19 protein-coding genes are annotated in these 22,917 nt (G+C 43.1%); 7 read left to right on the plus strand and 12 right to left on the minus strand.

Annotation, left to right across the window (positions count from 1 at the left end):
- Positions 1-15 precede the first annotated feature (15 nt).
- The 4 genes from pstB to DQQ10_RS11920 are packed head-to-tail and all read right to left on the minus strand — an operon-like array spanning position 16 to position 3,522.
- Entirely contained in the window at positions 16-768 is a 753-nt protein-coding gene (gene pstB / locus DQQ10_RS11905; protein ID WP_112747096.1) for a phosphate ABC transporter ATP-binding protein PstB, read from the minus strand.
- 15 nt (positions 769-783) lie between these two features.
- Positions 784-1,641: a phosphate ABC transporter permease PstA gene (pstA, locus tag DQQ10_RS11910; protein ID WP_112747097.1), complete on the minus strand. Its 858-nt coding sequence runs from the start codon at positions 1,639-1,641 to the stop codon at positions 784-786.
- Positions 1,634-2,512 carry a phosphate ABC transporter permease subunit PstC gene (pstC, locus tag DQQ10_RS11915; RefSeq protein ID WP_112747098.1) on the minus strand — a complete coding sequence of 293 codons (879 nt, stop codon included), beginning with the start codon at positions 2,510-2,512 and terminating at the stop codon, positions 1,634-1,636. The genes pstA and pstC overlap by 8 nt, the downstream gene beginning before the upstream one ends.
- Before the next feature lie 53 nt (positions 2,513-2,565).
- Positions 2,566-3,522: a PstS family phosphate ABC transporter substrate-binding protein gene (locus DQQ10_RS11920; protein WP_112747099.1), complete on the minus strand. Its 957-nt coding sequence runs from the start codon at positions 3,520-3,522 to the stop codon at positions 2,566-2,568.
- A gap of 183 nt (positions 3,523-3,705) precedes the next feature.
- On the opposite strand from DQQ10_RS11920, the gene DQQ10_RS11925 reads away from it, so the two are divergent.
- From DQQ10_RS11925 to DQQ10_RS11935, 3 genes are all read left to right on the plus strand, one after another.
- Complete coding sequence (locus tag DQQ10_RS11925; protein ID WP_112747100.1) at positions 3,706-4,938, plus strand: porin; 1,233 nt, start codon at positions 3,706-3,708, stop codon at positions 4,936-4,938.
- A gap of 384 nt (positions 4,939-5,322) precedes the next feature.
- Positions 5,323-5,589 (plus strand): hypothetical protein, encoded by a 267-nt coding sequence (locus DQQ10_RS11930; protein WP_112747101.1) that lies wholly within the window; start codon positions 5,323-5,325, stop codon positions 5,587-5,589.
- A complete protein-coding gene (locus DQQ10_RS11935) occupies positions 5,586-6,362 on the plus strand; it encodes an alpha/beta fold hydrolase (protein WP_112747102.1) in 777 nt (258 codons plus the stop codon). The genes DQQ10_RS11930 and DQQ10_RS11935 overlap by 4 nt, the downstream gene beginning before the upstream one ends.
- A 39-nt stretch (positions 6,363-6,401) precedes the next feature.
- Here DQQ10_RS11935 and DQQ10_RS11940 read toward each other — a convergent pair whose 3' ends face one another.
- Positions 6,402-7,919, minus strand: a complete 1,518-nt coding sequence (locus DQQ10_RS11940; protein ID WP_112747103.1) for a helix-turn-helix domain-containing protein — start codon at positions 7,917-7,919, stop codon at positions 6,402-6,404.
- 227 nt (positions 7,920-8,146) lie between these two features.
- Between DQQ10_RS11940 and aceB the strand changes: the two genes are divergently transcribed.
- On the plus strand, positions 8,147-9,757 hold the full coding sequence (gene aceB / locus DQQ10_RS11945) for a malate synthase A (RefSeq protein ID WP_112747104.1): 1,611 nt from the start codon (positions 8,147-8,149) through the stop codon (positions 9,755-9,757).
- Positions 9,758-9,769: 12 nt separating this feature from the next.
- Positions 9,770-11,059, plus strand: a complete 1,290-nt coding sequence (gene aceA / locus DQQ10_RS11950; RefSeq protein ID WP_112747105.1) for an isocitrate lyase — start codon at positions 9,770-9,772, stop codon at positions 11,057-11,059.
- A 53-nt stretch (positions 11,060-11,112) separates the two neighbouring features.
- Here the strand turns inward: aceA and DQQ10_RS11955 are convergent, their stop codons facing one another.
- The 5 genes from DQQ10_RS11955 to DQQ10_RS11975 all read right to left on the minus strand — a co-directional run bounded on the left by DQQ10_RS11955 (position 11,113) and on the right by DQQ10_RS11975 (position 18,184).
- Entirely contained in the window at positions 11,113-12,213 is a 1,101-nt protein-coding gene (locus tag DQQ10_RS11955) for a sensor histidine kinase (RefSeq protein WP_112747106.1), read from the minus strand.
- Positions 12,214-12,292: 79 nt separating this feature from the next.
- The gene (locus tag DQQ10_RS11960) at positions 12,293-13,816 is read right to left on the minus strand and encodes a carboxylesterase/lipase family protein (RefSeq protein WP_112747107.1); all 1,524 of its coding nucleotides are present in this window, start codon (positions 13,814-13,816) and stop codon (positions 12,293-12,295) included.
- 39 nt (positions 13,817-13,855) lie between these two features.
- Entirely contained in the window at positions 13,856-15,079 is a 1,224-nt protein-coding gene (locus DQQ10_RS11965; protein WP_112747108.1) for a DUF748 domain-containing protein, read from the minus strand.
- 120 nt (positions 15,080-15,199) lie between these two features.
- Positions 15,200-17,167: a glycoside hydrolase family 97 protein gene (locus DQQ10_RS11970; RefSeq protein WP_112747109.1), complete on the minus strand. Its 1,968-nt coding sequence runs from the start codon at positions 17,165-17,167 to the stop codon at positions 15,200-15,202.
- Positions 17,168-17,605: 438 nt separating this feature from the next.
- Positions 17,606-18,184 (minus strand): HPP family protein, encoded by a 579-nt coding sequence (locus DQQ10_RS11975; RefSeq protein ID WP_112747110.1) that lies wholly within the window; start codon positions 18,182-18,184, stop codon positions 17,606-17,608.
- 254 nt (positions 18,185-18,438) lie between these two features.
- Here DQQ10_RS11975 and DQQ10_RS11980 point away from each other — a divergent pair, with 254 nt between their 5' ends.
- A complete protein-coding gene (locus tag DQQ10_RS11980) occupies positions 18,439-20,856 on the plus strand; it encodes an ABC transporter permease (RefSeq protein WP_112747111.1) in 2,418 nt (805 codons plus the stop codon).
- Positions 20,857-20,942: 86 nt separating this feature from the next.
- Here the strand turns inward: DQQ10_RS11980 and DQQ10_RS11985 are convergent, their stop codons facing one another.
- Positions 20,943-21,992: a winged helix DNA-binding domain-containing protein gene (locus DQQ10_RS11985; RefSeq protein WP_112747112.1), complete on the minus strand. Its 1,050-nt coding sequence runs from the start codon at positions 21,990-21,992 to the stop codon at positions 20,943-20,945.
- A 197-nt stretch (positions 21,993-22,189) separates the two neighbouring features.
- On the opposite strand from DQQ10_RS11985, the gene DQQ10_RS11990 reads away from it, so the two are divergent.
- A complete protein-coding gene (locus DQQ10_RS11990) occupies positions 22,190-22,435 on the plus strand; it encodes a hypothetical protein (RefSeq protein WP_112747113.1) in 246 nt (81 codons plus the stop codon).
- Between the two features lie 274 nt (positions 22,436-22,709).
- Here DQQ10_RS11990 and DQQ10_RS11995 read toward each other — a convergent pair whose 3' ends face one another.
- Entirely contained in the window at positions 22,710-22,898 is a 189-nt protein-coding gene (locus tag DQQ10_RS11995) for a hypothetical protein (protein WP_112747114.1), read from the minus strand.
- Positions 22,899-22,917: the final 19 nt, after the last annotated feature.

Raw genomic sequence — 22,917 nt, forward strand, 5'->3', positions numbered from 1 at the left:
TTCGTTTTAAGGTTATCAACCGAATCGCCCGGTGATGTAGTTTTCAGTTTGTTTATTACTCGGGTTCGTGAATAAGACAGATGTCTTATCATATTCCACAAGCTCTCCCATGTAGAAGAATGCAGTACGATCGCTGATGCGCGCCGCTTGTTGCATGTTGTGTGTAACGATTACAATCGTATATTTTTCTTTTAACTCTTGAATAAGTTCTTCGATTTTAGCCGTAGAGATAGGGTCGAGCGCAGAAGCCGGTTCATCCATCAAAATAATGGAAGGTTTTACAGCTAGCGTACGCGCAATACAAAGCCTTTGTTGCTGTCCTCCTGACAATGAAAGTGCGGGCTTGTCGAGCTTATCTTTAACTTCATTCCACAGCGCAGCTTGCTTCAAGGATTTTTCGACAGTTTCGTTGATCTCCATCTTGTTGCTGATGCCGTGGATCTTTAGTCCGTACGCGACATTTTCGAAAATGGATTTTGGAAAAGGATTAGGTTTCTGAAATACCATCCCCACTTTACGTCGAAGTTCTTCAACGCGAACTTTCTTGTCGTAGATGTCTTTCCCCTCGATAAAAATCTTTCCCTTCTTACGGAAAGTGTCGATATAGTCATTCATGCGGTTCAACGTTCTGAGGAAAGTAGATTTTCCACAGCCCGAAGGTCCGATAAATGCTGTTACTGTATTCTCTTTTATCGTGAGGTCAATGTCTTTCAATACATGGTTCTCACCATAATAGACATTTACATTTTTCGCCTCTATGTGTTTCATAAACTTGGTTTAATACTACCAGCTGATTTTCTTTTGCCATTTGTTACGAAGGTATACAGCGACACCATTCATGATAAAGGTTAAAATCAGCAGGATAATAATGGCAGCGGCACCGTTCACCAGGAAATCGGCTTGCGGTCGTGATACCCAATTAAAAATTTGAATAGGAAGAACCGTAAATTCATCCATTGGTGTTGTAGGCACAAAGGGAACATAAGCCAATGCACCGATAACAATGAGCGGCGCTGTTTCTCCAACAGCACGTGATAAGGCAAGAATAATACCCGTAAGAATTCCTCCCGATGCTGCGGGTAGAATTTGATCCCATATCGTTTGCCATTTTGTAGCACCCATTCCATACGATGCCTCACGCAATGAATTCGGAACGGCCTTTAATGCTTCTCGTGTAGCAACAATAATGATGGGCAGAATCAACAACGCAAGCGTGAATGCGCCAGCCAATAAACTTCCACCAAAGTGAAGTACACGAACAAATATTTCCAAGCCAAGCAATCCGTAGATGATTGAGGGGACACCCGCTAGGTTTGCAATATTTAATTCAATGATGTAGGCCAGCCTGTTTTTCTTGCCATACTCTTGAAGATAAATTCCTGCAGCAACGCCGAGGGGTATTGAAATTATGGCCGTGAGTCCAAGTATCCATGCGGTCCCCGTCCAAGCGGTAAGTATACCCGCTTTCGCCGCGCGTCGAGACGGCAAATTCGTTAGGAAGTCCCAATCAATGCGCGATAACCCATCGGCAAGAATGTTACCGATGAAAATCAGCAGCATCACGATACCGAAGAAAGTACAGAAAATTCCGACGTACTTAAATCCACTATCAACTAATCGATTACGCTGAATCTTATTCATACTTCTCTTGATATTTTTTCTTGATCCAGAAACTTACGTTGTTCAATAGGAAGGTGAAGACAAACAAAGTGATTCCGGCAGCGAATACAGTTTTGTATTCAAGTGATCCGTGTTGCACGTCGCCCAAGCTTACTTGTACAATGTAAGCCGTGATTGTTTCAACCGTCTGACGTGGATCTAATGTCAAATTAGGTTGTTGACCTGCGGCGATTGCAACGACCATGGTTTCACCAATGGCACGCGCAATACCGAGAATGACCGACACCAAAATTCCAGACGATGCAGCCGGTACAACAACTTTAAACGACGTCTGAAATTTCGTGGCGCCCATACCATAAGAGGCTTCGCGAAGCGATTTTGGTACGGCGTAGAGCGCATCTTCACTCAGTGACGAAATCACCGGAATGATCATGATACCCATCACCAATCCAGCAGACAGTGCGTTGAAGCTCCCCAATGAAGGAATGAATTGTTGAAGAAACGGTGTAACGACAGTCAACGCAAAGAAACCATAAACGACTGTTGGAACGGCAGCCAAGATCTCCAGCATGGGTTTTACCGTTCTGCGAAAGCGCTTATCAGCATATTCACTCAAGTACACCGCGATAATAATTCCCATGGGAAGCGCGGTGGAGATGGCAATCAATGTCGTGAGGAATGTTCCCGACAATAGTGGAAGAATCCCATAATGTTTTTCTGCGAAGAGGGGAGTCCATTCCGTGTCGAAGAGAAAGTCGGTGAGTGGGATGTCGGCAAAAAATCCGGCAGATTCTGAAATCAAAACCCAGATAATTCCGAGCGTCGTGAGAATGGTGATGATCCCACTCAGCGCTAATACTTTTTCAATGATAACTTCTCCTGATCTTTTCAAAGCATGAAAGTGTTTATAATGTATGGCGAAGTTGAAAGACAGGAATACGTTGTTTATTGTGGCGTTGTAAAGCTTTTAAACTTAGCAAGCTCGTTTTGGTATTCTTCGTTATTCAACGGAATGTATCCTACTTCTGGAACAAGCGTTGTTGCGTTGTTTAAATAGAATGCGATAAACTCGCTGACACCGGATTTTTTAACAGCAGCATCGGAGACATAAATAAATACAGGGCGTGCAAGTGGAGCGTATGTTCCGTTCTTTACCGTTTCGATGGAAGGCATCACTGAGCCTTTGCCATTATCGACACCGACGAGTTTTAGTTTGTCTTTATTTTCTTCGTAATAGGCGAGACCAAAGAAGCCAATACCATTTTTATCGCCGGTTATACCTTGCACCAACACGTTGTCGTCTTCACTGGCTGTGTAGTCACTGCGACTTGAGCCACTTTTTCCAACGATGGCTTCAGTGAAGTAATCATATGTTCCAGAAGCAGTGCCAGGTCCGTAAAGATGGAATTCTTCATTTGGCCATGACGAACGAATTTGATTCCATTTAGTGATTTTTCCTTGTGCACCGGGTTCCCAGATTTTTTTTAATTCTTCAACGGTGAAGTGATCGATAAAAGAATTCTCTTTATTGACGACAACCACAAGACCATCGAACGCAACTTTCAATTGAATGTGTTTGATATTGTTTGCTGCGCATACGGAATCTTCTTTTTCCTTGATAGGACGCGAAGCATCATTGATGTCGATTTCGCCACGGCCAAATTTTTTAAAACCGCCACCTGTGCCAGAAATTCCAACCGTTACTTTTACATTCGGTTGCTCTGTTCTAAATTCCTCTGCTACTGCTTCGGTGATAGGATATACTGTGCTAGAACCATCAATTTTAATTTCGCCAGCGATTGCTGACGTTGCGGTTTGCTCTGAAGCCTGCTTAGAACCGCATGAATTCAATAAAAACAGCGTAAAGGCGATAAGTAAATAGGACCTGAAATGTAGTTTCATTGCTATTGGGTGTTTCAAAAATTTCTGCAAAGGTAGCAGGCCCTATGCTGCTCTAACAGACACCCAGTGTTAAGTTTGTGTTAACTTATTATGTTTATGTTAAGTTAACTAAACGTTACGTTAACGTTAAGATTTTATTACTTCTTTTGCCGAAATTAAAGGAACGGACTACACCTGAACACTATGAATAACACACTACGTTTTTATTTCTTGTCGACAGTATTAGCGCTGATTACACTCTCGGCAACAGCTCAAGAAAAAAAACCAGCGATTACAACCTTTGTCAAGAAAGGTAAAGGCGTCGGCTTTGTTACAGCAGACAGCACATTCTCGCTTAACTTCCAATTTCGAATGCAAAATCGCGCAGCATTTGTTTCGAAATCAGGTACGGACTTGTCGGACTCTACGTTTGAAATGCGTGTTCGCCGACTTCGTTTCAAATTTGAAGGCTTCGTTTACAATCCGAAACTGACCTACTACATACAGTTGTCGATGTCGCGTGGTGACATGGACTGGTCGGGAACAGACAACGCGGCGATCAACAATAGTCCCAACATTGTACGCGATGCAATTGTCTACTACAGCCCAACGAAGCACTGGCGTTTCGGATTAGGCCAAACAAAGTTACCTGGTAACCGGCAACGCGTTGTGTCTTCCGGAGATCAACAATTTGCTGATAGATCCATCGTGAATGCAACGCTGAACATCGATCGTGATTTTGGTTTTTTTGCACGGTATGCGGCGAGCCACTTTAACTTGCTTGGCGCTGTTACTTCGGGTGAAGGACGCAATTCAAACAGAAGTAATTATAATGGACTCGCCTATTCGGGACGTGTTGAAATTTTACCCTTTGGAAAATTTACAGGCACGAATGACTACCAGGAAGGAGATCTGGAACGTGAACCAAAACCAAAATTATCCATCGCAGCCACCTATCACTTAAACGATCGTGCTGAACGTGTAGCCGGTACGTTGGGAAACGACACTTACGGGCCTGTTAATCTTAAATCTTTCGAAACCGATATCTTGTTCAAATACAATGGCTGGGCATTTTATGGCGAATACATGATGCGTGGAATTCAACACGACGATACACCCATTACCACCGATGCGACAGGACGAAATCGATTTGTATATGTGGGCAGAGGATATCTAACGCAGGGCAGCTATCTCTTTAAAAATAATTGGGAAGTTGCAGCACGTTGGTCGAAGACTACACCGTTCAATTCTGCTTACGGCTCACGCGATACCAACGTAATCGTAGAACAAAGTGAGTTCGGCGTAACCAAATACTTGAATGGTCACCGCCTCAAAATCCAAGCAAATGTTATCTATAGTAATCGTACCGATATCAGAACAGATGACTATGTATGGGATTTTTGGTCTGGAATTTTCCAGGTAGAACTTGGTATATAATTACCCTCAAAAAAAACACGAAAGCCGGTCCGATGAGATCGGCTTTTTCATTTAAACGAACTGATAATCAGCCTAAATAATTTAAACTATACTAAATCTATAGGATTTATTGCTAATGTAAATTTTATCGCTATGTTTGCATCGTCAGCATGGGCCCACCAGTTGTGTTGAAAACTCATTAACCTAAAAATATAGATCATGCTAAAAGCCTTGCCGCCTCATCTTGCAGATTATCTCTGCTAGTATTCAAAAACTTTCTGAATTCAAAAAAGCCCTTTCAATCTCAACCTGTAAAAGTGAGATCGATTCCCGCGGGTGTTCCGTAACGCCCGACGGGAATCATCATGTACTTGCATTTATTAAAACAATCGTAACTCAATAATTATGTCGATCAATCAATTAGAATTATCACAGTCGGATCTCAAGCAATGGAATAATGACGATTTGATTTATCTGATCAACACATTGCGCCATAAACTCGAACGAAAAGAAGCTTCTTTTCAAAGACTAAAACGAGATCTAGAAGCATCGCGAACGTACAATGGAAAACTTCAAGACAAAGTCAGGTATCTGCAAGCACGAATTGTAGATTCTTACTCGGAAAAAAAATCACATGATGTGAGGTCACTTACAGAAATATCCGTGCTATGACAACGCAGAATTTCAACGGACATCGTTTTGTTGATGAAGGAAATGGTTCGACAGTAGTGCTCGTTGGCGGCATCTTTACACATGCTGATTTTTGGAAATCTTCCATCGATTTTCTAAAGGTAGAGCACCGTGTTATTATTCCCTTGATGCCATATTACGACGTGCCGTTTGAGTACTTAAGCTTGAAGTACTTCTCGAAAATACTGCATGATTTTATTTATTGGCGAGGGCTTACCGACGTAACCATTGTTGCGCACGGTGTTGGTGCCCAAGTTGCCCTGCTGTATAATCATTTCAATCCGTTAAATGTTCGTCGACTTGTTCTTTCCGGAATGAATAGTGCTGCAAAAGCAGCGCCGCGACCAGAGCCATCATTCCTTGAGCTTGCCGACAAGCGACATGTCTCTAGCCTAGTAAAGGAAGCTTTCTTTGATCCTCGCCAGGTACCCATGGCGTTGGTGGACAGCGTTTACAATACGCTGCAGAATATTCCGCGACGGCTTGCTGTTGGTGCACTTTTACGGGCATCGCAGCGCATCGATTTGTCGAATCAGCTACAACATAACAGAACACCAACGTTATTAGTGTGGGGGCTTGATGATAAACTCACGCCACCAGAACATGCGCTTCATAGTTATGACATTTTATCACATGCGTCGCTGAAATTTATCAAGCATTGCGGGCACGTGCCGATGGTGGAACAGCCAGCGGAATTTAATCAGCTGGTCAATGATTTTATTCGCGTTGACGTACGAAGTGCTGTTGGCTATTAACACGTACGGCTATTAATACGTACGGTAAATAAGTTTGTGCTATTTGTCGGAGAGCGATTCCAGCGCTGTCTTCATCACGGCAATGCGTTGATCTTGCTGCAAGATGCGCGGCGCGGCGACCCGTTCCCGACAATCTGCAGCAGGACAACGCTCACACGTTTCGCCAACCATACGAATCGGAATTGCAGGATCATTCCAGAAAGCAACTTTTTTCTTGAGTTGGTTGGTGAGCAATAGCCCAACCGTTACACTGTTGTTAATGGTCGATCCGTGCATCGATGGTTTCGCGAAACTCATGATGAGATACTCCTTTTCATTGCCGAAATAACGCGAGCGTTGGGCGAGACAAAGGGGTTTATCATACGTTCCACTTTTTATTTGCTTGGAAAGATCGCGAAGTATGTTGATCGATACCCAGCGTCGACAGTAATGTTCTTGCATCATGTTCGCGTGTGGATTATGCAGACCCGCGAGGTGCATTTCTTTTACTAACTCGAAATGATCCGTCTCCATTTCGTTGCTAAATCGAAGAAAGAAAAGTTCTTGAATACCGAAGAATCGCGGTAGCAGATTTGTAAGCCTATGGGTGAAAATTTCAGGCGATACACCGTATGCGTCCATCGCGCGAATAATTTCAGCACCATCAAATTTCGGGCGTTGTAGAAATTGTTGCAGCCAATGAACAAGTTTCTGGCGGTTCAATAACAGCGAACAAGAAAAGTATGATCCCTTGTAATTATTCAGCACTTGTTCGAAGGAATGAACTTCAACGTATGACGTCGTGTTCGATCGTTCCGTAATGTTCATAAACTGAAATCCTATCTCTCTTCCTAGTATGAATGCTTTTTGTGTTGGATTGAGATTCTTATTCAGCAAGAGCCGTGGTTTTTTTCCAAGTAGCACAACCGAACGAAGATCTTGTAACTCTGGCTGACTGGATAATCCATCTTCTTCTACATGGTAATGGTATTTTTCTTCGAGCACCGCGATCAACTTACCAATATCAATTTTTTCATCCGGGTTAAAATTATTGTCCTTCGAAAATTGGTCTACAGAAGTTTCTATGTCTTCGAAATAGCTGTCCTGCATTTCAAGATAAGAGCGAAGCGCGGAAAAATAAAAGTGCTCGACGCGCATACCGTGATTACGACTGATCTCAATGATCGTATTCAAAAACGCATTGAGTTTTACGGGTGCTTGCGACAAGAGTAAAATCAATTGTGTTTTATCAATCCCAAAAAGATCCAGCGGAAGTTCTTTCAGAATTCTGGATTGAAGTATTTCAGAAATTGGTGCCCATTGTTTGTTCATCTTCAGTGATACGAGGTAGTCATAACTCACATCGAGTTTACTCGCGAGCACGGAGATCTTATCGGCTTTCGGAAATTTTTTTCCTTTCTCGATTTCATTCAGATAAGAAACCGATATGCCGGTCATCTCACCGAGTTGCATTAATGACAGCCCGCGCGCAGTGCGCAGCTGACGAAGTTTCATTCCGAGGATGATTCTCGCATGTCCTTCGCTAACCAGTGGCGACGATTTTTTAGAAGCTTCCATGGGTCGAGGGTTAAAAGTGCTGTTCGCTGCGCAGCGAATGAAAATTTATTTTTCTCGCGGACCGACAGGTTCGGCGTGATAAAAACCTATTCTATTCATTTGTAACGGGTTAATGGCGATTTCGCGAGGATGTTGAATTTAGCGAAAATCTACTATCAGCGAAAATTCGCTTGATTTTATTTCGCCGCTTTTACACGTTTGTACATCCCTTAGAAAAACCCAGACGTATGGAACAAACGCTAACCAAACCCGCCCAAGCCGTAAATTATCAGCTAATTGCCCCATTGAAGCCCGGCTATGAAGTAGTGTTCTCCGCTGAAGCTTTGGCGTTCATCACTGAACTACATCGCTTATTTAATTCCAGAAGGCTAGAACTTTTGGAAGCTCGCAAACAACGCCAACAGAAAATCAACGCCGGTCAGTTTTTAGAAACTGTTCACGAAGCATCGCCTTTTCGTGATGCGGATTGGAAGGCTGATCCTGTGCCTGCATGTCTCCAAGATCGCCGCGTAGAAATCACTGGACCTGTTGACCGAAAGATGATTGTCAACGCGCTCAATTCCGGTGCAAAGGTGTTTATGGCTGACTTCGAAGATTCTACGTCTCCAACATGGGAAAATATTGCAGAAGGCCAATGCAATCTTTACGATGCCGTGAGAAAACAAATCGATTTTGTTTCTGCGGATGGCAAATCATATCGCTTGAAAAATAATGTTGCCGTCTTGAAGGTACGTCCACGTGGATGGCACCTCGACGAAGCGCATATCATTATCGATGGTGAACCTGCTTCGGCGTCGCTCGTCGATTTTGGAATTTTCTTTTTTCACAACGCGCACATTCTTGCCGCCAATCAAGAAGGGCCGTTCTACTATCTTCCAAAGATGGAAAGTCATCTCGAAGCGCGTTTATGGGACAATGTATTCGCTCATGCGGAACAGATGTTAAGCATTAAACATGGTACCATCAAAGCTACTGTGTTGATCGAAACCATTACGGCGGCGTTTGAAATGGAGGAGATAATTTATGAGTTGCAAGAGCACATTGCCGGTTTGAATGCCGGACGATGGGATTATATCTTCAGCATTGTTAAAAAGTTTCATGCTTTTCCGCAATACATCACGCCAGATCGATCGACCATCACGATGGATGTTCCCTTCATGAAAGCATATGCGCAACAACTCGTCAATGTTTGTCACCGCAGAGGTACGCATGCCATCGGCGGTATGTCGGCATTCATTCCCAGTAAGGACGAAAATATAAACGCCGTGGCTTTCGAGAAGGTGCGCACCGACAAAGAACGAGAAGCATCACAAGGTTATGATGGCACGTGGGTAGCACATCCAAAATTGGTTGATGTTGCTATGGAAATATTTGATAGCCATTTGGGAGATCGTAAGAATCAGAAAGAGGTTGTGAGGCCACACCAATTTGTGCCAGAAGATTTACTCAAGGTGTCGTCGTTGCAAGCAACGATTACAGAAGCGGGATTCAGAACGAACATCAACATAAGTTTGCTTTACATAGAGTCGTGGCTGCGTGGCACTGGTGCTGCTGCTCTCTATAATTTAATGGAAGATGCTGCGACGGCGGAGATTTCGCGCGCACAGCTTTGGCAATGGATCAACCACAAAGCGTCACTTCAAGACGGGCGGCAAATTACGTCCGATCTGTACTTACAAATTTGTAAAGAGGAATATCAAACGATCGTGAAATCTTTCCTTGCTGCACGCCATGAAATTGATCGGTTAGCAACGGCGAAACACATTCTCGATCGTCTAGTACTCGGAAAGTCATTTGAAGACTTCTTAACGACACAAGCTTATCCTTACATCATCTAACGCAAATGCATCATGAATAATATTGAATCGATGAACAACAGTCGTTGGAAAAATATCATACGACCTTATACACAAGAACAAGTTACGCGCCTTCGTGGATCGGTGAAGATCGACTATACATTGGCAACACTCGGAGCGCGACGATTGTGGAACTTGTTGAACGAAGAACATTACGTGTCGGCGTTGGGTGCGCTTACCGGAAACCAGGCTGTACAACAAGTGCAAGCGGGATTAAAAGCAATCTACCTGAGCGGTTGGCAAGTTGCGGCCGATGCAAATCATTCAGGACAAATGTATCCTGATCAAAGTTTATATCCAGCGGATAGCGTCCCAGGCGTTGTGAGGAGAATCAATAATGCGTTGATTCGTGCCGATCAATTGCAGACGTTACATCAGGACGGTAACGTTCATTGGATGGCGCCGATCATCGCCGATGCTGAAGCGGGCTTTGGTGGAAACTTAAATGCGTTCGAGCTCATGAAAATGATGATTGACGCTGGTGCCGCCGCAGTTCACTTTGAAGATCAACTTTCATCGGCAAAGAAATGTGGACACATGGGCGGAAAGGTATTGGTGCCAACGCGTGAAGCAATCGATAAACTTGTTGCCGCGCGACTTGCTGCCGACGTCCTCGATGTGCCAACTTTGATTATTGCAAGAACAGATGCCGATGCCGCTACGCTAATTACGAGTGATATCGATGACCGTGACAAACCTTTCATTTATGGTCAACGAACAGTGGAAGGATTTTATCATGTGCGGAATGGAATAGAACAGGCCATCAGTAGAGGTTTGTCGTACGCGCCTTACGCTGATCTTATTTGGTGTGAAACGTCCTATCCTGATCTTGTGCAAGCGAAACGATTTGCTGAGGCTATCCATGAAAAGTTTCCAGGTAAATTGTTAGCGTACAATTGCTCACCTTCATTTAACTGGGCAGCGAAACTTTCACCTGATGAGATGTTGCATTTCAGAGAATCACTTGCCGCGCTTGGTTACAAATTTCAATTTATAACGTTGGCAGGTTTTCACTCATTGAATACCAGTATGTTTGAACTGGCCCTTGCTTATACAGAGAAGGGTATGCTCGGTTATTCTGAGTTGCAACAGCGCGAGTTTTCTTTGCAAGATGAGCATGGTTTTAAAGCAGTTCGACACCAGGCTTTTGTCGGGACAGGATACTTTGATAAAGTTCAAGAAGTGGTCACGGCTGGTTCAGCTTCTACGACAGCAATGAAAAATTCAACAGAGGAAGCACAATTTGAAACACCGGATAAAATTAAGTTGGAGCTTTCGGCGTAGGCGCATTGAAAGTACATTGAAAGGTCCATGGAATATTTTTCCGATGGACCTTTTCATTTCTTTTTAGGGAAGAGAATTTTAGCGCACGTTCCTTTTCCGATCTCGCTTTTCATAGAAATTGCAGCACCAATTTTTTTCAACAGTTCACCGCACAATCGAAGCCCAATACCTAATCCCTTCTCTTGCCTTGTGCCATTTTGTGATTGCAGTTCTTCAGAAAAAATCTTGTTGATCACGAGCTCACTCATTCCCATACCGGTATCTTCGACTGCTAAAAATGCTTGACCATTCTCTGTGCCGGTGTGGACAACCATCGTGCCGCCATCAGGGGTGAATTTGATAGCATTGGAGATAAGGTTTCGAAGCACGATCACAACAATCTCATGGTCACTCGCGATGGGAGGGTAGTCTGCTAGGTTTGTTGATACTTTCAGATTTTTCAAGCTGTAAGAATTTTCGTATACCCGAAGGATTTTATGAATGACTGCATGCAAGTCAATCGGGTCGAAACAAAGTGTGATGTTGTCAAAATTAGTCCTCGTCCAATGGAGTGTGGTGTCAAGAAATTCCAACACTTGGAATGTCTTCTCCTGAACATTCTGAACGGTCGCTAAAAATTCTTCTTGCGTGAGATGTTTATTTAGAGCGAGTTGCGATAATGCATGGAGATTTGTGATTGGGCCACGGAGATCATGGCTTAGAATGGCAAGTGTTCTGTTTTTGTTTTCGTTGATTCGAAGAAGTTCTTCTTCTTTCAACATTTCATCGTGAATACTAACAAAAGCAACGAGACGGATATTCTCTGAAAATGATGATTTCACTTCATACCATTTCTTGCCGTGTTTCTTTGTTTGAATGAGCGCTCGAATGTAAATGGATTGATCTTTTTCAGTCGCTGTTTCGACTAGTTGCTTCCATTCTTCGAATATTTTTCGCCGATATTCAGGATCAGGGTACGCCACGCGAAACCAATCATGAATGGTTTCCATCTCTTCGATGTTGTAACCAATTTCTTCTACGAATTTTTTATTAACAAAGATGTTGTGAATGGTGTTCTCGCGACGTTCGCTGATCAGGAACGGATAGGGCAAGAAGTCGAGGACCCGATTAAGGGTAAGTTTATCGATCGTCCATTGTCCGAGTTGGATGCTCACAGGCTTAAGGTTAAAGGAAGATAATGAAATAACCTCAAAGAATAAAAATATACCGGCCTGATTACGGCGTGTGTTTGCCCTATTGCGTGAGCATTTGCTTTAAGAATGCGACCTCTGATCTATAAAACGCAACTTTGGAGGTGACAGCATCATTGAATTCAAGGATGTTGTTTTCATTGGTATCATAACTTTTCCAAGTGGGAAGTCCATTTCCGTTGGGGTTGCCAGTGCGCGCGAAGTTTACCCAATAATTCGACATCAGTTCCTCTAACTTTTTATCGCGCGTTTGCCAAGGTCGATTCCATTGACGAAGGTTATGAAGTGCGTACGGAATATCGGCGGAATGGAACGCCCCATAGTTTGGGAAGTTGGGTTTGTCGGTTGGAACAAAAGAGAATTGGTAGACATATGCTTTTTTCTTTGTCGCCTCCGCGATCAGATGCGTTGGAAGTACCGCGAACTTACAAATGGAAAATGCAAGTACTGACTGCGTCACTTCTTCCTGATTCGTGGCAGGAAATGCTTTTAGAAAATCGTTGGCGTGATTGCCAAACGTGAAATGCGCTTCCTCTTTGAATTCTTTGATCGTCATTGTTTTCTTACCAACGATCCAAGCATCACCGGTGGCCCAGCCACTGATAAATGATACGTCGTTGTGTTTCTTTTGTTGGATATGGGCTACTGGATCAGTAGGTAATACATACCCATCATACACCGGAAAAAATGGAAAGTGCTCACTTGCCTTCATGATCTCAGCGGCAGACTTATCGCGAAGCGCGCTTAAGGTTTTTACATTGAGTGCTTTCAAAAGTTTTTCGCCACGTGAAGACACAGCATTCAACTGGCGCGATGCCATATCCGTTGAGAAACCTCCGCTTTGTGAAATGGCTTTTTGAAAAAGGCCGCGTGCTAGGGGCGACAGAATCAATGCTTGCACACTCATAGAGCCCGCCGATTGTCCTGCGATGGTGACATTATTGGGATCGCCGCCGAAAGCTTCGATGTTTTTCTTTACCCATTTTAACGATGCAATTTGATCCAGTATCCCGTAGTTGCCTGAGGTGTTTTTTCCTGATTCTGTTGTTAACTCTGAATGGGCTAGAAATCCGAACACGCCGAGGCGATAGTTGATTGTTACGAAGATAACTTTCTTTTTTGCAAGCGATAAACCATCGTATATCGGGCATGATCCCGACCCGACCACAAAGCCTCCACCATGAATCCAAACAATCACTGGTAATTTTTCTGCAGCGGATTTTGCGGGCGTCCACACATTTAGGTAAAGACAATCTTCGCTGATTGGCGTTACGGGTGGGATAAATTCTTCCGTCCACATTTGATATGGCTTCGGCGTTTGCTGCATCGCGCTCGCACGAAACGAATTACATTTCAGAATACCTGACCAATTTTTGACAGGCTGTGGCGCTTTCCAACGGAGCTTTCCGGTTGGTGGCGCTGCAAAGGGTATTCCTTTGAAGATGGAAATTTCTTCTTCATTTATACCCTCAACAATACCATTAGAAGTTTTTATCGTCGGTCCTTGTGCGAGCATTGCACTCGCATGGAACAAAAAAGATAAGCACAGCAACAAAATGTATTTCATTCGAGGAAGATAGCGTTTCTCGTAGCGAAATCAAACGCATCACGAATGCTTGTCATCCTCTTCTCGCGCTCTTCGCCTTTCGCGCCGTTTCTCTTTACGCTCTTGTCGCGCATTCTCACGAGCTTTCTTTTTTTCGTCATCCTTCTTGCCGAATACTTTTCCCAAGAACGATTCCTTCTCTTTTTCTTTTTCACCAGGCGCAGGAATAGCCGCAATATTAATTTCGTTGTCTAGCGATGGCTGAATAGCACGTATAAACGCATTTTGTAACACTTCGGAAATTGCATACCAAATATTCGCTTTGGGATTTTCTACATTTCCTCGGAATGGAATTTTTGTGGCAACCTGATCTTTAGGTTGATTTTCAAAAATTTCGGAAACACCACCAGCAATCGCTTCCCATAGTTTACGAAACGCATTATCGTCGCGATCTTCTTTACCCAAGATGTCGACATCTTTCAACAATGGTTTTACGTAGCCTTCAAATCGCCCTTGCTTTGACGCGATCTCTGTATACAATCCGAATGTTCCTTTGTTAACATCAACCTTTGCATAGGCTTGAAAAAAATCATTCAGCTTCACGAGGTTGGTGTTCTTAATTTCTGCATTTAAATCAAAAGTCGGTTTTTCGGCAAGTGGATTAAGCTTCATGTTTAAGTTGAACGTCCCGTCGTAAATCGACCCACGACCCTTTACCGTTGATGGTAGTAGTGCTGATGAATCGTAACTGTTTCTAAGATTGGTAGCCGTGAAATAAACATCCGTCATTTGAATATCCACTTTCGGTTTCGTATGCTGATCGAGATATTGAATGTTGCCGTTACGAATTTCCATTCTGTTAATGGAAAGCGGCATGAAATCATCAGCGATTTTATCAAACTGTGCAGAATCTTTCCTGACGTCTTTAGGTTCAACTTTGTCTTTTGTAAAACGAATGAGTGGGTCCTGGAAAACCACTTCACCAACGATCGATCCGTGAAAAAGCGCGTTCCATTCAACAGAAAGGTCCACAAGCGAAGCAGCGAAAAAAGGAGTTTGTTTGCCTGTTACGCTGTCGACTTTATTTAGATATACGCTGTCGATTTTGTATGCGCCGCGGATGATGGCGAGGTCGATATCGCGAATGTGCCCATAATATCCATCCATTGTTGCCAATGACTTATTGGCATAATGAAGAATGACGTACGGTAATGCTAATCGAATAGCGACAATTGCCGCAAGCACTGCGACGATGGTGATTCCAACTTTCCTAGACCGTTTCATATGGTCGCGTATAAAAATCGAATGCCATGCGACAGTGGCCTTTCTCGCTTTGTGTACATAAAAAAACGGAGCTGTTTGTACAACTCCGTTTTAAATTGATGATGTCTTAACCCGTGCTCATTATTTTTTCACAACGCGCGCAGCCAAGCCGCCGCCAGGTGCAAGCTTGAAGGTAAGTTTGTCGGAAGATTTAACGGGCATAATCGTTCGCGAAAAGTCAGTTCCCTCGCGGTCGGCGTTGAGACCGTCGGCGAACAACTCTACTTCAAAATTTCCTTCACCAAGGAAGGAGAAGTCGAGCGTCACTTCGCGTGGAGTCCAATTCGTAATTGCGCCAACATACCATGTTTGATCCTTACGACGCGCGATCACTGCATATTCAGAAACTTTCCCATCTAAGGCAATGGTCTCACTAAATGTTGTAGGCACCTCAGCGATGAATTTTGTACACGCTGGTTCTTTAATATAGTTGGTCGGATTATCGGCAAGCATTTCGAATGGAGACTCTAAAATCATGTAAAGCGCCAACTGATGACAACGTGTACCCTGACTCATCGGTGAAGAAAAAATAGCGCGGAAGTTTTCTTTGCTTGCATTCTTCATCGCGCCTGGCGTATAATCCATCGGACCCGCCAGCATGCGAATGAAGGGAATAGAACAATCGTATCCAGGAAAATCAGTATTCGACCACTTCGTGTTTTCAAGGCCACGCACGCCTTCAAAGTTCAACACGTTTGGATATGTGCGTTGTAATCCTGTTGGCTTGTAAGCGCCATGATAATCAATCATCAGCTTATACTCTGCAGCTTTCTTCGCGAATCGATAATAGAAGTTTACCATCTTCTGATCATCGCGATCCATGAAGTCGATCTTAAAACCTTTGACTCCCATCTTCGAATAGGTTGACAACGCTAGATCTGTTTTCTTGTCCAGTGGTAGCCATCCGCCCCACAACCATACTCCAACATTTTTTTGCTTTCCATAATCAATTATCTCTTGCAGATTTATTTCTGGAACAATCTTCATGATGTCTTCACTGGTTGCCCAACCTTCATCGAGCAAAATGTTTTCGATACCAAACTTTGCCGCGAAGTCAATATAATATTTGTATGTCTTCGTGTTGATGCCCGCTTTGAAATTGACATTGCTGATATTCCAATCATTCCACCAATCCCATGCGACCTTCCCAGGTTTGATCCACGATACATCTGCGATACGCGAAGGCGAAGCAAGTTTATACACCATGTCATTGTTGAGAAGATCTTTGTCTTGTGAACTAATAATAACGACGCGCCAGGGGAATGGTCGCGTACCTTTCGTTTTCGCGATGTACGTTGCGCGACTCATTACATACGCTTGAAGATTGTTATGACCGCCTTGTTTCTCCGTGAGCGGAACCGGTGCGTATTTCCCTTTGAATGAATTGCCTGCTACTTGCAAGAACATGCCTGGGTAATCTTCCAGATCTGATTCTGTGATGGCAGCTTTTTTATTGTTCGGCAGTTCAACCAAGATGGGCGCAAAAGCTAATGTATCTTTTACAAACTTTGATAGGTTGATGTATTGGTAGTTGTTTTCAAACGACGTCTCGTAAATGTCTTTGTTGTGGGGATCGTTTACGTAAGGAATGTAAGCTTTGTAGTCATCCGAAAAAGCAAAAGTGGCTTCTTCTGAATTAACGGTAATAGAATCTTTGATCGCCGTTTCAAAACGATAAGCAACGCCATCGTTATACGCACGGAATACTATTTTATAATTTCCTTTAAATGATAATGCAAGCTGTGTATAGGCGTCGACGATCTTGTCTTTTTTGTAATTCAACCCGTCGATGGTGCTGTTTACAATCGTTTCCTTTGCCGCAGTAACTTTCGGATTTTTTCCTGCAATACCATGTTTGCTCAAGTCCATGGCAATCACAGAAGGTTCGATGATAGATTGACCATCGTGCGTTACCGACCATTTTAAATCGGTACCCGTTTGAATATTAACGACTATTTTTTTGTCTGGTGAATTAATCTTGTAGGCCTTCTGCGCGAAGACCATGTGAACACTGATCAAACAGAAGATCAGGAGGAGTACTTTTTTCATTGGTTTGGTTTTGGTTTAAAGGGTAAAAATAACACTTAAACACGATGCTGAAATAGTTTTCGCTATTAATGTAGAATCGTTCCCGCAAACATCCATCGTCGATTAAGAATGGTGTGCACTAACATGGAATAAAATGAATCGGAAATGGATGAAATTAGTGTTGTTAAATATTCACCGAATACTGAGCATGATCAATTGAATGTACGATTTGGACAGGGCGTGTTTAATGAAATTCGGTTAGTTTATCTTTTCAGGAGGGAGCTCTATCGAGAGAAATTTTGCACGTGAACAACAACAAACTACGATCAGGATGCATCATCTCACGAAACAGCACCTATCTTATTCGTTTGAAAGGTGCACAGCAAAAAATAATTCGCATCGTTAAACGATAGTATCGATCGAAGGGCGTGCTGACGGTAGCACATCTCTTCGTTTATCTTAAAGATAACGTCTTTTCCATACCTTGTACCAGCCCTTGTTCATCGGGTATCGGCGATGGGAAGTTATGTTGTTAAAAAACAGAGCAACGATAAAAAGTATGCTTACACCTGTGAGAATAGGAGAGAGTACATAGAGATAGCCGAGGGCTTTAATTTTTTCTGAACCGATGATGGCGATCAACGCTGTTGCTCCGCCGGGTGGGTGAAGCGTCTTGGTGATTTGCATCAACACAATTGAAATTGACACGGCTAATCCTGCGGCGAGCCAACCTTCTGGAATTAAATGCTGCACCGTCACACCAACAACAGCGCAAATCAAATGGCCACCGATCAAGTTTCTTGGCTGTGCTAGCGGACTGTTGATGATGCCATAAATCAAAACGGACGACGCGCCAAATGATCCGATCAAAAACAAGTTATCGTGCAAGGTGAAAAAGTGGCTGTTCATCAAGCCAATCAATGCGATGCCGGTGAACGAGCCGAGGAACGTCCAAAAATGTTCCCGGAAATCGACGAGCGTTTCTTTATAAACCACATACCGCGCAAACCGAGCTGCACGTTTTAACTTTCGTTTCATAAGGCGTTGCAAAAATACGGTACGTAGCGTCGGCCTCGTTTTTATGAGAAATTTCTAATGAACATCTAATGTGCTGAAACACTGGCACACTTTCCGCAATTCAAGTACCGACCAGCGATTGTGTAGTGCAGAAATCCGTTGAAAATAGCGTGAAAAGCTGTTTTCTGTTATTGCTTCAACCGCTACTTGATTCGAAATCGGACATTCATTGTTCAATATTTTAAAAGACTAGCACCTTAACCAACCATGTTGCCATGATACATCACCTTCGGTTTTTCCTTCGTGTCTTCCTCAAAGACAAATTCTTTTCGATCCTCAACATCCTCGGTTTAGCGCTGGGGATTGGCGTGAGCATTATCCTGTTGCTCATTCTTCAAAACGACTTGACGTACGATCGATACCACGTTAACCATGAACGCATTTATCGATTAGGCGCGCATCTCGAGGCCACTGGCGTTGACATTATGCCTGCGCGTACAGCCCGTGAGTTGGGTGGGATCTTAAAAGAAGAACTGCCAGAAATTGAAGAGATCGTTCGTGCTAACAGTTGGGATCATACGCTGGTGTCGTATAAAAATGCCCAGGGCCAAGAAGTTTCTTTTTATGAAGAAGACATTGTCAGAACAGACTCTACTTACTTCAAAGTGTTCTCACATAATTTTATCGTCGGTGATCCTACCACTTGCTTGAGTGAAGAACATACCGTTGTGCTCACCGAATCGGCGGCGAAAAAATATTTCGGAGATGAAGATCCAATCAACAAAGTCATGAATATTGGTGAGGAGCAATGGACTGTCACCGCTGTGATCGAAGATGTACCTGGTAACACACATTTAAAGTTTGATATCTTGATCTCGCGCCTGATAGATCGCGAATGGGTGAATGAAGGAGGAAGTATAAAGTCGGAAGCGTTTTGGAATCCTGACGTGTACATGTATATCATGTTCAATGATAACCAATACGACACGCGTGACTTCATGTCAAAGTTCGAGGGTATCTATGAAAAATACTTTAAGACATTCGGTGATCAAGTCGGTGGAAAATACACACCGGTTCTTGAACCGCTAGCCGATGTTCATTTTCATTCGCGAATGGAGGCAGACGAACCTCACGGAAATATCGCTTACCTGTATGCGTTTTCAGGCATCGGTGTGTTTATCATCTTGCTGGCGTGCATTAATTACATGAATTTATCTACGGCGAAGTCTGTTAAACGGGCAGGTGAAATAGCAATGAAAAAAACATTGGGCTCGAGCAAAGCTACATTGGCATTTTCATTTTTGGGTGAATCAATATTTTTATCGCTGATCTCCCTTGTGTTTGCGGTTGCACTCGTAAAGTTTGTTCTCCTTGCAACTCCTTTTAATACACTCATCGGAAAACAACTCACGCTCGATTATTTCAACAATCCAATTTTGTTAATAGGCTCTTTGATAATTACTGTGATGATCGGCTTCATATCCGGATTGTATCCCGCATTTTATCTGCCGAGAGTCAATACAATCACCGCGTTGAAGGGCGCTTTTAAAAACAGAAAGTCAAGTCATACGCTTCGAAAAATTTTAATCACAGCGCAATTTTCGATTTCGATTTTTGTGGTGGTATCAACGTTGTTTATGAAACAACAAATCGCGTTCATGCGAAATAATGACCTTGGATTTGATAAAGAAAATATTGTGTTGCTCCCGATTCAAGATAGTTTAGTACAAGCGCAGATCGAGGGTATAAAAACAGAATTTTTGAAACATCCGCAGATCAAAAAGGCAACAACGTCTTATAACGTCATGGGCATTAACGTTGGTGGTTCTGTGATGTGGGCCGAAGGAGCGGAGGGGATGAAACAACAAGCTTTCTCGTTGATGTTCGTGGGTGAAGATTACATCAATACCATGGGCATGACGCTACTGAGCGGGAGGGATTTTTATGAGGGAAAAGACAAAGATGTAGACAATGTGTTTATTGCAAATGAAGCAGCGGCCAAGCTCATGGGCTGGGGTGATCAGGCCGTTGGTAAGAAAGTGAAATTTTTTCACGGCAAAGAAGATGGCCAGGTGATTGGCTTGGTAAAAAATTTCAACTTCAATTCGTTGCATAACGAGATTGAACCGATGCTCATCATGAAGGCTCGTGATGGTGGCGGATTTTTACATTTGAAAGTTTCAGGTGAAAATCTGCCAGAAACCATGGCGCATATCGAATCAAAATGGAAAACGCTAGATCCCAATCACCCCTATGAATATTCGTTTCTCGATCAGCGTTTTGATGAACAGTATCGCGCTGATGAAGTGCAAAGCAAATTGCTCTCAGCACTTTCATTCATTTGTATTTTTATCTCTCTCTTAGGGCTGCTGGGATTGTCAGCATTCTCGGCCTCACAGCGTACGAAGGAAATTGGCGTTCGGAAAGTTCATGGCGCCAGTACGCCGAGCATTATTTACCTCCTGTTTAAAGATATCATGTTGCTCGTCATCATTGCGTCGATCGTTGTAATACCAATGGTTTATTATGTCGTTCAATATTGGATGCAGGACTTCGCTTATCAAACTGAATTAAATTACTTCCTATTCCTGATTGTCGGCGTACTCGCATTGTTGTTCGCATTTTTAACCGTGGCATTCCATTCGTTGAAGACTGCCAGGACAAACCCGGTGAACGCACTAAAGTGTGAATAGATTTATGTGAAACAAGTTAACGGTGCAGAGATTGATCCTCACCGTTAACTCACTTTAAGAATATCAATTGCACTCGGCCTTTAAGGTCACGCACCTTTGTAAAACGTTTCATAACGTTCTACGGCTTGAGATACTTCTTTCTTCTGTGATGCACTTACTTTTCCGAAGAATTGTGTCGTTAACGATGACTTCTTTCCTTTCGTTTCCTTTTTCCAGCTCCCGCGTATCTTTCCATCAATAACGAGCCACTTTTCGTAACCTGTTGCTCTGTATCCATCGAAGTCTAATAAAATACGTCGCTCTTTGTAGCTCATTCCGTATTCATCGTAGTCAGGCATCAGAAATGTTTGTAGCAAATCATCTTTTAATTTTTTTGCGGGTACGAAGTAGTATTGTTTTCCGTCGTCAAATTTTGCGGCTTGAAATTTTTTTGGCAACATGTCGATTCCTTCTTTTACTTCTTTCAACGTCAAGCCTGACCAATAAGCAAAGTCGTGAGCTGTAGCCGGACCACGTGTTGAGAAATATTTCTCCGTAAACCACGCGAGTATTTCTTCGCGCTTTTGTTGTGGTGCTGCGGGCACCCATTCGTCGATGAGTGAGTATGTAAACTGTTTTCCGTCCCTTGGACCACTACAAATAAGCTGTTCTAGTTCGGCATGCATAAAAATGTATGCGAGACGAAGCCCGTCGGCTTTTATTCCGGCATCGGCAAGATTATCCTTGAGTTGTTCTCGCGTGAGGTGTTCACCATCGCGAAGTGACTGCTCTAGAATTTGATGACATTTCTTGAAAACTTTTGCGTCGAGTTCTGTCTGTTTATAGTAGTAGGCATTTAATCCATGCACGCGCGGTGCTGTAAGCGAAAGGAGTGCACGCAAGTTTTCTGGAGAAACAAAGTGCCATGTCGGGCGCATCACGTGTGTTCTGATAATCTTTCCTTTTTGAAACGCGTCTTCAACGATATCATCGGTCGAACCACCTTTCATACGCAATCCTATTGCCCATTTTGCCATGGCGTATTCTTGTGCTTGCATCGCACCCATCCAATCGACAACATCTTCAGGTTTTTTCATTTTTGAATAGATGAGCAATTGATTGGCTAAACGGTGTTGCAAGATTTCGATGTCAGTCATGCGTGAACGGTTGATGCCTGAAGTTCATCGTTTAAAGTTGAAGCATCAAGGATTTAAATGTTTTAAATTTACCCGATTGCTGATATCGGAGCCGATGGTCAAGCCGATAACCGATAACAAATAACTTGTAACTAAATACCGGTGGCACGCTTTTTTAACTTGTTATGTGGAGTGTTCAACTTTTAAATGTTTAAACTATGAGACCGGTAAACTTAACACCAGATGATTCGTTGGCATTTCGCGATTTGCAAGCTGGTAATTCGGCGCAGGTGCGCGTAGTAGTTTATGGCGACGACCAGCGTGAGCTAAAGAAAGGCAATGTGGTTCAAGTTCGATTTAACGATGATGAACTCAACGGGAAAATCGTGTCCGAGCCGCTCATGATAGACGATCAGCGCGATGATGGTGGAAAAGTCGTGTCGCTTGTAGTGGAAAAAGTGTAACGGTTTGGGTATCCACTATTGGCAACTGGGAGTTAGCCGCTGAAAACTAAAATTCACAATTCAGAAACTTCCTGGAAAATCGTTTCGTTAAGGAGCCAGGCCGACTGTAAAAAATGGTCGGCATAAATTGTTTTTTTTGAGATAATTTAAAATAAACTTGCCCTTAGGAACGACTTTTACCTCAAAACGCTTGCGCTTTCAAAGGAACTTTTCTGACACGATCACCACTCTTGAGCTTGAAGAAGTAAAAAGCGAGCTCAAACGGTCGTATTTATTAATACTGCTGTTTTCGTTCATTTTCCTTTTTGCAATCGTTAACTTCTTCCTTGTCAGTGAGAATGTATCGAAGTTCTACGGCGGTACGCTCACCTTTATTACCCTGTGTTTCTTCATCTGTATTTTCCTCATTTACCAGCTTTGTGTGCTGGTATACTTGAAAAGGCAATCCGAGCTTCGTCAGCATACGACGCTAAGTTTCAAGA

Origin of the sequence: Pseudochryseolinea flava (assembly GCF_003286915.1) — a bacterium.
Lineage (GTDB): Bacteria > Bacteroidota > Bacteroidia > Cytophagales > Cyclobacteriaceae > Ohtaekwangia > Ohtaekwangia flava.

Excerpts from the sequence above, each read along its gene's own strand:
- DQQ10_RS11920 (WP_112747099.1), bottom strand. The coding sequence starts at position 3,522 with ATGAAACTACATTTCAGGTCCTATTTACTTATCGCCTTTACGCTGTTT.
- DQQ10_RS11965 (WP_112747108.1), bottom strand. The coding sequence starts at position 15,079 with ATGAAACGGTCTAGGAAAGTTGGAATCACCATCGTCGCAGTGCTTGCG.
- DQQ10_RS11940 (WP_112747103.1), bottom strand. The coding sequence starts at position 7,919 with ATGGAAGCTTCTAAAAAATCGTCGCCACTGGTTAGCGAAGGACATGCG.
- DQQ10_RS11990 (WP_112747113.1), top strand. The coding sequence starts at position 22,190 with ATGAGACCGGTAAACTTAACACCAGATGATTCGTTGGCATTTCGCGAT.
- DQQ10_RS11975 (WP_112747110.1), bottom strand. The coding sequence starts at position 18,184 with ATGAAACGAAAGTTAAAACGTGCAGCTCGGTTTGCGCGGTATGTGGTT.
- DQQ10_RS11925 (WP_112747100.1), top strand. The coding sequence starts at position 3,706 with ATGAATAACACACTACGTTTTTATTTCTTGTCGACAGTATTAGCGCTG.
- DQQ10_RS11970 (WP_112747109.1), bottom strand. The coding sequence starts at position 17,167 with ATGAAAAAAGTACTCCTCCTGATCTTCTGTTTGATCAGTGTTCACATG.
- DQQ10_RS11995 (WP_112747114.1), bottom strand. The coding sequence starts at position 22,898 with ATGCTGACGAAGCTCGGATTGCCTTTTCAAGTATACCAGCACACAAAG.
- pstA (WP_112747097.1), bottom strand. The coding sequence starts at position 1,641 with ATGAATAAGATTCAGCGTAATCGATTAGTTGATAGTGGATTTAAGTAC.
- aceB (WP_112747104.1), top strand. The coding sequence starts at position 8,147 with ATGGAACAAACGCTAACCAAACCCGCCCAAGCCGTAAATTATCAGCTA.
- DQQ10_RS11985 (WP_112747112.1), bottom strand. The coding sequence starts at position 21,992 with ATGACTGACATCGAAATCTTGCAACACCGTTTAGCCAATCAATTGCTC.
- DQQ10_RS11935 (WP_112747102.1), top strand. The coding sequence starts at position 5,586 with ATGACAACGCAGAATTTCAACGGACATCGTTTTGTTGATGAAGGAAAT.
- pstB (WP_112747096.1), bottom strand. The coding sequence starts at position 768 with ATGAAACACATAGAGGCGAAAAATGTAAATGTCTATTATGGTGAGAAC.
- DQQ10_RS11930 (WP_112747101.1), top strand. The coding sequence starts at position 5,323 with ATGTCGATCAATCAATTAGAATTATCACAGTCGGATCTCAAGCAATGG.
- DQQ10_RS11960 (WP_112747107.1), bottom strand. The coding sequence starts at position 13,816 with ATGAAATACATTTTGTTGCTGTGCTTATCTTTTTTGTTCCATGCGAGT.
- DQQ10_RS11980 (WP_112747111.1), top strand. The coding sequence starts at position 18,439 with ATGATACATCACCTTCGGTTTTTCCTTCGTGTCTTCCTCAAAGACAAA.
- aceA (WP_112747105.1), top strand. The coding sequence starts at position 9,770 with ATGAATAATATTGAATCGATGAACAACAGTCGTTGGAAAAATATCATA.